The organism is Nocardioides sp. (assembly GCF_036274455.1).
GTDB lineage: Bacteria > Actinomycetota > Actinomycetes > Propionibacteriales > Nocardioidaceae > Nocardioides.
Genome location: NZ_DASUFR010000094.1, coordinates 1 through 6,833 on the forward strand (window position 1 = coordinate 1; position 6,833 = coordinate 6,833).

The following is a 6,833-nucleotide window of genomic DNA, read 5'->3' on the forward strand; positions in this document are numbered from 1 at the left end:
GCAGGGGCCGGAGAGACTGACGCCCACCCGGCCCTGAGGCACACTTTCATCATGGTTGAGCACGCCCCGGTCGCTTCCGACGTCCCGACGAAGGGCAGAGTCCTCGTCGTCGACGACGACGCGTCCCTGGCGGAGATGCTCACGATCGTCCTCCGCCAGGAGGGGTTCGACGGCCGGGTGGTGACCCGCGGCGACCTCGCCCTGGACGCGTTCCATGACTACCGGCCCGACGTCGTGCTGCTCGACCTGATGCTGCCCGGCAAGGACGGCATCGACGTGTGCAAGGAGATCCGGGCGGAGTCCGGCGTACCGATCGTGATGCTGACCGCGAAGGGCGACACCGTCGACGTGGTGGTGGGGCTGGAGTCCGGGGCCGACGACTATGTCGTGAAGCCGTTCAAGCCCAAGGAGCTGGTGGCGCGCATCCGGGCCCGGGTACGCCGCAACGACCGGGCCGCCCAGGAGTCGCTGACGATCGGCGACCTGACGATCGACGTGGCGGGCCACTCGGTCACCCGCGACGGCGAGGTCATCAACCTCACGCCGCTGGAGTTCGACCTGCTGGTCTGCCTGGCCCGCAAGCCCTGGCAGGTGTTCACCCGCGAGGTGCTGCTCGAGCAGGTGTGGGGCTACCGGCACGCCGCGGACACCCGACTGGTCAACGTGCACGTGCAGCGGCTGCGCTCCAAGGTCGAGCACGACCCCGAGAACCCGGAGATCGTGGTGACCGTGCGCGGCGTCGGCTACAAGGCCGGGACCGGATAGGCAGGAGGTCTCGTGCTCCGCGCCCGCGCGCCGCGTCGTCTCCCCGGTGCCTTCCGCCGCGGGCTGACGTTCTGGCGCCGTTCCATCCTGGCCCGGGTGGTCGCCAGCACCGTCATCCTGACGGCGCTCGTCATCGCCGCGGTCGGCTGGTTCCTGCTCCAGCAGACCCGCGACGGGCTGCTCGACGACCGGGTCGCGGCGGTGACCCGAGAGGCGGCCGACGACGTCCAGGAGGCCAACAGCCGGCTCGCGTTCGCGCCTGGGAACGACAGCAACGCCGCGCTCCAGCGACGCGACCTGAACGACGTCGTCATCGGGCGCGGCTCGACCCGCGGGTACGGCGTCGTGGTGGCCGGCCCGGTCGGCAGCGGCGCCCGGATCGCCGACGGCGGCACGGAGTCGAGCGCCGACTTCGACCCGAGCAGCGTGCCGGTCTCGCTGGAGCAGCACTTCGCCGAGCAGGGGGCCACCTCGGCCTGGACCTACACGACGCTGGTCCGCACCGACGGCGCCAGCACGGTGATCGGCCGCGAACCGGGCATCGTGGTCGGCTCGCAGGTGACGCTGCCGTCCGACGGGAGCACCTACACCGTCTACTTCCTGTTCCCGCTCAAGGAGCAGCAGGCCACCATGCGGCTGGTCACCCGCGCCCTGCTCACCGCCGGTGTGCTGATGCTGCTGCTGGTCGCGGGCGTGAGCTGGCTGGTCACCCGTCAGGTCGTGACTCCGGTGCGGATGGCCCGGCGGGTCGCCGAGCGGCTGGCCGCCGGCCGGCTCCAGGAACGGTTGCGGGTCACGGGTGAGGACGACGTGGCCCGGCTCGCGACGTCGTTCAACCAGATGGCATCCAACCTGCAGCGCCAGATCCGGCAGCTCGAGGAGCTGAGCCGGGTGCAGCGCCGGTTCGTCTCCGACGTCTCCCACGAGCTGCGCACGCCGCTCACCACGGTCCGGATGGCCGGTGACGTCCTGCACGACGCCCGGCGCGACTTCGACCCGGCGACGGCGCGGGCTGCGGAGCTGTTGCAGGGGGAGCTGGACCGGTTCGAGACGCTGCTCGTGGACCTGCTGGAGATCAGCCGGTTCGACGCGGGCGCCGCCGTGCTCGATACAGACGACGTCAACCTCGTCGACGTCGCCCACCGCGTCGCCGACAGCACCCAGGCCCTGGCCGAGCAGCGCAACGTGCACCTGGAGATCGAGGCGCCCGGCCACGCGTGCCTCGCCGAGGCCGACGTACGCCGCGTGGAGCGGGTCGTCCGCAACCTCGTCAGCAACGCGATCGACCACGCGCACCCCGATGGAGACCGCGCGACCGCAGCACGGGTGGTCATCCGGGTCGCCGGTGACGACCAGGCGGCGGCGATCGCGGTGCGTGACTACGGCGTCGGGCTCGCGCCGGGGGAGTCGGCGATGGTGTTCAACCGGTTCTGGCGGGCCGACCCGGCCCGCGCCCGGACCAGCGGCGGTACCGGTCTGGGCCTGTCGATCTCGATGGAGGACGCCCACCTGCACGGCGGGTGGCTGCAGGCCTGGGGCCGGCCTGGTGAGGGGTCGCAGTTCCGCCTCACGCTGCCCCGGCGGGTCGGCGGCTCGCTGCGCCAGAGCCCGCTGCCGCTGGTCCCCGAGGACGCTCCGGAGCCGGTCCGGTGAGGCGGCGTACGCCGGTGCCGACCGCGGCGGTTGCCGTGGTGGCTGCCGCCTGCCTGGTGCTGACCGGGTGCGGTGTCGCCATGCCCCACAGCGGGCAGGTGCACGAGACGACCCTGGTGGGCTCCGACCGCGACGAGCTTCCCCCCAACATCGACCCGCCGCGCCCCAAGAAGGGTGCCTCCCCCGAGGAGATCGTGGCCGGGTTCCTGGACGCGATGACGGCCACTCCGGCGGTCCGCCTCGCCGTGGCCCGGGAGTACCTCACGAAGGAGGCGAGCAGCAGCTGGCAGCCGACGGGCATGCTGATCTACCGCGAACCGCTCAGCCCTCGGGGCAGCAGCACGGTCGAGCAGCGGTTCATCGACGCCTACCGGATCGACGCCCGCGGCGCCTGGCTCGGCCCGGCCACCGAGGCGGAGTCCACTGTCGAGTTCCCGATGTCGCACGAGAGCGGGGAGTACCGCATCTCGCAGCCGCCGAGCAACCTCCTGGTGCCGCAGACGTGGTTCGCGGCCCGGTTCCGGCAGGTCTCGCTCTACTTCTTCGACCCGACCGGCAAGATGCTCATCCCCGAGCCGGTGTTCGTGCCGCGCGGGCCGCAGTTCGCCTCCGCCCTGGTCAACGCGCTCCTGGTGGGTCCCTCCCAGGAGCTCGGCGGGACGGAGAAGAGCTACCTGCCCTCAGACCTGCGGTCGGTCGTGTCGGTGCCGGTCTCGGCCGACGGCGTGGCCGAGGTCGACCTGACCAGCGACACCGCCGACGCCGCGCTGCCCACGACCACGGAGCAGGCCGAGATGCTCGTCTCGCAGCTGGCGTGGACGCTGCGCCAGGACCCGACGATCGCCAAGTTCAGGGTGAGCATCGACAACCGGACCCTGCAGCTGCCGGGCGAGACCGAGTTCAGCGTCGAGCACGGCCACCAGTACGCGCCGTACGTCGGCGGCTCGAGCACGCAGCTGTTCGGCCTCAGGGACGGCCTCATGGTCGGCGGCAGCCCGCAGAACCTGGCGCCGGTCGCCGGCCCGTTCGGCCAGCCGGGCTACGACCTGCGGGAGGTGACCGCGGACCTGCTTGCCCAGCAGGCCGCCGGGGTCTCCTCCGGCGGCGACGAGCTGTGGCTCGCGCCGGTCAAGGACAGCGGCGACCCACCGCGGCGGCTGCTTGCGGGGCAGGAGGACCTGCTGCGGCCCGGCTGGGACTTCAGTGGCCGGCTGTGGGAGGTCGACCGGCGCAGCACCGGGGCGGTCGTCTACTACCTCCGCGTCGACCGGCGCGGCAGCGAGATGGTCCCCCTCGACGTGCCCGGGATCAGCGGCAGGGACGTCAAGCACTTCCTCATCTCCCGGGACGGCTCGCGGCTGATCGCGGTGATCAGGGACAGCGCCGAGCAGGACTCCATCGTGGTCGGCCGGATTCTGACCACGGGCGACGGACAGGTGGTGCAGGCCCTGGCCGCCGACAACATCACCGACCCGCTGAACCCCGAGGGCCAGATCCGCGACATCACCTGGAGCTCGCCGACCAGCCTGTCGGTGCTGCGGCCGGTGAGCCGGCAGCTCTTCCAGGTCTTCAGCGCCTCGGTCGACGGCGCCAGTGGGTTCGACGCTTTCCCGGTGCCGGTCGACGGCAACGTGGTCGGCCTTGCCGGCACCCCGGTGCCCAACGAGAGGATCTTCGCCTTCCAGGCCGCGCACGACGGCGAGCCCGCCGCGCTGGTGGACCTGGCCGGTCCGCGCTCCAACTCGATCGAGGTGGACTCGCGCGTCACCTCGCTGTCCTACGCCGGCTGACGTCCGGCTGCTCTCCTCAGGCGGGCCCCACGCGGGGGTTCTCCACACCCGCGTGGTACGCCGCGGAGGGGAGCTGGCGCGTCCGGGTGGAATGGCGCCATGACCGAGACCGTGCTCGACGGGGCCATCGACCTGTTGCTGGGCGGGTCCTGCGTGGGCTGCGCCCGGCCGGGGCGGCTGCTCTGCCCGGGCTGCCGGGATGAGCTGCCGGGCGGGGCGGCGCCCGCCTGGCCGACCCCGGTGCCGGCCGGGCTGGTGGAGCCGTGGTCGGCGGCGGTCTACGAGGCGACGGTTCGGTCGATGGTGCTCGGGCTCAAGGAGCGACAGCTGCTGGGCCTGGCGATGCCGCTGGCGCGGCTTCTGGCCGCCGCGGTCGCCTGCGAGCTGCCGCGCGGCAGCCCGCTGGTGCTCGTGCCGGTGCCCTCGCGGCCGGCCACGGTGCGGGCCCGGGGCCACGACCCGACCCACACGATCACCGCCCGGGCGGCACGGCTGCTCCGCCGGCGAGGGCTCGACGTCGAGGTGCGACGGATGCTCCGGGTGCGACGCGGGGTGGCCGACCAGGCCGGCCTCGACGCGACCGAGCGAGCGGCCAACCTGGCCGGGTCGATGCATGCGCGCGAGCGGGCGTTCCGAGCCCTGGTGCGGCGTCGCGGAGCGGTCCGGGTGGTGGTCTGCGACGACGTGCTGACCACCGGCTCGACCGCCCGCGAGGCACAGCGTGCGCTCGAGGAGGCCGGCCTCGACGTGGTCCGGGTGGCGACCGTCGCGGCCACTCCTCGCCGTCACCCGCCCCAGGGACTGAGGACTTCCTGAAAGACCGCAGAAGTCCCTTCCGTGACAACCAGCAGGCGTCTAACGTCTATGTATGGAGTCCACCCGAGGACGCTGAATGGCAGGGCCCGGGGGACTCCCGGGCTCTCTCGTTCGCAGCCGTTCCCCAGGTGGGTCTCCCCGACCAACCGACAGGACATGCCTACACGGGAGGTTCACATGGATGTTGTGGTCACGGGCCGGCACTGCGAGATCACCGACAGGTATCGCAGCCACGTCGAGGAGAAGCTGGCCAAGCTCGAGAAGCACGACCACCGCATCATGCGAGTCCAGGTGGAGGTCGACTGCGAGGCCAACCCGCGTCAGCGCGACCGCGCCGTCCGGCTGGAGCTCACGGCGTACTCGAAGGGCCCGGTGATCCGGGCCGAGGCCGCGGCCGCGGACAAGATGGCGGCGCTCGACGTGGCCCTCGACAAGATGGCCTCCCAGATGCGGCGGGCCGCCGACCGGCGGCGGGTCCACCGCGGCCGGCATGCGCCGGTGTCGGTGGGTCAGGCGCTGGCCGATGTCGACGAGGGCGCCGCGGCCTCCTCCGAGGACGGTCTGGTAGGCGAGCGCCAGGTGGGTCCGATCACCGTGACCGGTGACGGTCCGCTGGTGGTCCGCGAGAAGGTCCACCCGGCCAGCCCGATGACCCTGGACCAGGCTCTCTACGAGATGGAGCTGGTCGGACACGACTTCTTCCTGTTCGTGGACAAGGAGAACGACCGGCCCTCGGTGGTCTACCGGCGTCGCGGCTACGACTACGGAGTCATCGCGCTCGACGTGGACTGACCCCAGGGGCCGGACCATTGACGTGGCCCGTTCGGGTCACTCAGTGGCGTTGCCCACATCCCCCATCCGTGCCCGGCGTACCGCCCATCCGTGTCATGATTCGCTCGTGGCGGACACGAAGCACGGGGAGCCGGAGCCCATCCGGGTGCTGGTCGTCGACGACCAGGAGCTGTTCCGGCGGGGGCTGACGATGCTGCTCGCCGCCGAGCCGGGCGTCGAGGTGGTCGGTGAGGCGGGGGACGGCCTGGAGGGCACGAGCCTGGCGGCGACCGCCGCGCCCGACGTGGTCCTCCTCGACATCCGGATGCCCAAGCGCTCCGGGATCGAGGCCTGCCTGGCCATCAAGGAGGCCGTGCCGTCGGCCAAGATCATCATCCTCACCGTGTCCGACGAGGAGGCCGACCTCTATGAGGCGGTCAAGAGCGGTGCCTCGGGCTATCTGCTCAAGGACTCCTCGATCGAGGAGGTCGCCCAGGCCATCCGCGTGGTTGCCGACGGCCAGTCCCTGATCAGCCCCTCGATGGCGGTCAAGCTGATCGACGAGTTCAAGCAGATGTCGCGACCCGAGCGCGAGCACGTGCCCGGGCTGCGGCTCACCGACCGCGAGCTCGAGGTCCTGCGGCTGGTGGCCAAGGGGATGAACAACCGCGAGATCGCCCGCGACCTGTTCATCTCCGAGAACACCGTCAAGAACCACGTCCGCAACATCCTGGAGAAGCTCCAGCTGCACTCGCGGATGGAGGCGGTCATGTACGCCGTCAAGGAGAAGCTCCTCGACCTGCCCTGACTGTCCACCCCGCGAGCTCCGGCCCCGGCGTGCCGCGCTCGCTCCGCACGGGCACCCACGAAAGGCGTCAGGGTCACCGGATATCCGGGGACCCCTGCGCTTCTGTACCGAGATCTCGGCACAGAAGCGGATGGGTCGCCACAGAACCCCAAGCCCTGCTGCTGGTCGCGGGCACCCACGAATGCGTCGGAGTCACCGGCTATCAGGTGGTTGTGACTTATCTGGGTGCC

At 71.7% G+C, this 6,833-nt stretch carries 6 protein-coding genes; all 6 read left to right on the forward strand.

Annotation, left to right across the window (positions count from 1 at the left end):
- Positions 1–51 precede the first annotated feature (51 nt).
- Positions 52–765, forward strand: coding sequence for an MtrAB system response regulator MtrA (gene mtrA / locus VFV89_RS09205; RefSeq protein WP_329705631.1), 714 nt, complete (start codon positions 52–54; stop codon positions 763–765).
- Between the two features lie 12 nt (positions 766–777).
- Positions 778–2,418 (forward strand): MtrAB system histidine kinase MtrB, encoded by a 1,641-nt coding sequence (gene mtrB / locus VFV89_RS09210; protein ID WP_329705632.1) that lies wholly within the window; start codon positions 778–780, stop codon positions 2,416–2,418.
- On the forward strand, positions 2,415–4,208 hold the full coding sequence (locus VFV89_RS09215; RefSeq protein WP_329705633.1) for an LpqB family beta-propeller domain-containing protein: 1,794 nt from the start codon (positions 2,415–2,417) through the stop codon (positions 4,206–4,208). The genes mtrB and VFV89_RS09215 overlap by 4 nt, the downstream gene beginning before the upstream one ends.
- Before the next feature lie 99 nt (positions 4,209–4,307).
- On the forward strand, positions 4,308–5,024 hold the full coding sequence (locus tag VFV89_RS09220; protein ID WP_329705634.1) for a ComF family protein: 717 nt from the start codon (positions 4,308–4,310) through the stop codon (positions 5,022–5,024).
- 177 nt (positions 5,025–5,201) lie between these two features.
- Positions 5,202–5,816, forward strand: a complete 615-nt coding sequence (gene hpf / locus VFV89_RS09225; protein WP_329705635.1) for a ribosome hibernation-promoting factor, HPF/YfiA family — start codon at positions 5,202–5,204, stop codon at positions 5,814–5,816.
- Between the two features lie 106 nt (positions 5,817–5,922).
- Positions 5,923–6,603: a response regulator transcription factor gene (locus tag VFV89_RS09230; protein ID WP_329705636.1), complete on the forward strand. Its 681-nt coding sequence runs from the start codon at positions 5,923–5,925 to the stop codon at positions 6,601–6,603.
- Positions 6,604–6,833 lie beyond the last annotated feature (230 nt).